Origin of the sequence: Leisingera sp. ANG-DT (assembly GCF_000813785.1) — a bacterium.
Taxonomy (GTDB): domain Bacteria; phylum Pseudomonadota; class Alphaproteobacteria; order Rhodobacterales; family Rhodobacteraceae; genus Leisingera.
The window spans coordinates 1-701 of sequence record NZ_JWLE01000078.1; the positions used below are offsets into that span (position 1 = coordinate 1).

Genomic DNA, 701 nt, shown 5'->3' on the forward strand with positions numbered 1-701 from the left:
ATCACCAGCGCCAGCCGCTCCTCAGCCAGCGACATCGCGCCCCAGCAGGCCGCCGCAACTGCCAGCAGCATCAGCCGGACCCGGATCATCAAAACTTGCACCTGTCTGCTCCACTTCCCGCCCCGGCATCCGTCCGCGCAGGGCTGCTTCCCAATTCTTAAGGGTATTTGGTTACCAAACTATCGCGTCCCTTGCGCCCGCCAGCAACTCTGCGGTTAGTCTGGGCGCATCATTTCTGCCCTGGCCCGCAGGCCGGGACCTCACTTCCAGAAACCCGGATGGACCCGCATGTACCGCTTAACTCTTTCAATCATAACAATTTTCCTGCTTCTCATCCGTCCGGCACTGGCCGCCGGCCCGTTTGAGCGCGGCTGGCAGCTGACGCCCGAATCCTCTGCCATCCGATTCATATCGATCAAAAAAGGCAGCATTGCGGAATCCAGCCGCTTCGCCGCCTTCTCCGGCAGCATCTCCGAGGCCGGGGAGGCCAAGATCCACATCGCTCTGGACTCTGTCGACACCTCCATCGACCTGCGCAACGTGCGGATGCGGTTCCTGTTCTTTGAAACCTTCACCTACCCTGAGGCCGTGATCACAGCCCGGATCGACCCGGACCAGATCGCTGATCTCGCCGCAGTGCAGCGAAAACAGATCGACCTGCCCGTCACCCTGTCGCTGCATGGCGTCACCGCCGATATGAC

General features: G+C 61.2%; 1 protein-coding gene. It reads left to right on the plus strand.

Annotated elements, in window-relative coordinates:
- Positions 1 to 288: 288 nt before the first annotated feature.
- Positions 289 to 701 (plus strand): YceI family protein (locus tag RA21_RS21810; protein ID WP_039152721.1); only part of this gene is annotated, 413 nt, incomplete at its 3' end.